A 1,146-nucleotide genomic window follows, 5' to 3' on the forward strand; every position below is an offset into this window, starting at 1 on the left:
AGCGAATATCGCAGTGGCTGATGCGACTGCGAGAATTGCCAACATCGGTGGCCGATCAGATGTGTGCGCCACTATGAATTCGTGGGGAAACCTCAGGCTCTGATCCGAGCACACAAAGGTCACATAATAATCGGCATAGACTGGCATTCCGCCAGGGGATGAATAGCCGCTATTCTGATAAATGTTTAGTGCTGGCATAAAATAAACCTGCTGAGGAATTACTTCCATAAACAGGTTGTTGTCGGGCATGGGGAACTCCGTGCAGTACTGCCGTACCACGCTATCAGGCGATGGATATGCTGAACTCATGTATTCAATTGAAGCCGGGATGTCGGCTTCGCAAGCGTGCCAAGCGGCCGCCCGACTTGTATAGGTCGCACTCGGATAAGGTGGCGTAACCGTTTGAGCTTGCACAGATGTGCAATAGGCAATGCACAAGAGCATGCACAGCCTCAACATAAAAGCACTGATACGATTCATGTCCCTTCTCCTTCGATAGCATTCTTCATCGCATATATCCTTTTCCATCCCATGGCGTCAGCTGGCGCTGGACGCTCAAGCCATCGGCGCCATGCACCTGATTGTTGGAGGTGTCGCAGCAAGGGTTCGCGCTGAGGTTGGAAAGTATGACTGCGGCTCGCCTATCGCCCAGGCGAGCTTGCTCCGCGTGGTGAAGCTGCGGATCAGATTCTTATGCAGCGTGCCGCCAGAGTCGCCAATCTGCTCAGTAGCGCTATTGTCGACGGCATTCGCGGCGCGATGGCGGCAGACGCGTTGAGGGTGGCAGTCATCCATGCAGATCCCCTTGTCTTCCCTGTGAGGCATTAACCCAGAACGATACTAACGCCGCAAGTGCCCGCTGTGATGTGTCGTAGTCGACGAACTGCAAGTAAGTGCAAGATTTCGCAAAGGCGACGCCCCGCTCCTTTCAAGCACCCTCGTCGTAAATCGCTGACGTCCCCACTCGGCGAGATGGCCGAACCGATGAAGAGGCAAGCATCAAAACGTGAGGGCGTCTCAAACTCTGAGCCGGCCCGTCTTGGACAGCAGAAACACCGGAACCAAGAAGCTCTACGACAACCAGCCCACTGACCTTGTGCCGCCTGCCCGTTGTGATTCTTCAAAGTGACGGGCGATCGCTTCCTT

Annotated in this window: 1 protein-coding gene; it reads right to left on the reverse strand. The window is 54.5% G+C overall.

What is annotated here, in order from left to right; all coding sequences use genetic code 11:
- Positions 1-480: hypothetical protein (locus EKH80_RS23700; protein WP_148110440.1), on the reverse strand; the 480-nt coding region annotated here is incomplete at its 3' end.
- Positions 481-1,146 lie beyond the last annotated feature (666 nt).

This window comes from Dyella choica (assembly GCF_003977665.1).
GTDB classification, from domain to species: domain Bacteria; phylum Pseudomonadota; class Gammaproteobacteria; order Xanthomonadales; family Rhodanobacteraceae; genus Dyella_B; species Dyella_B choica.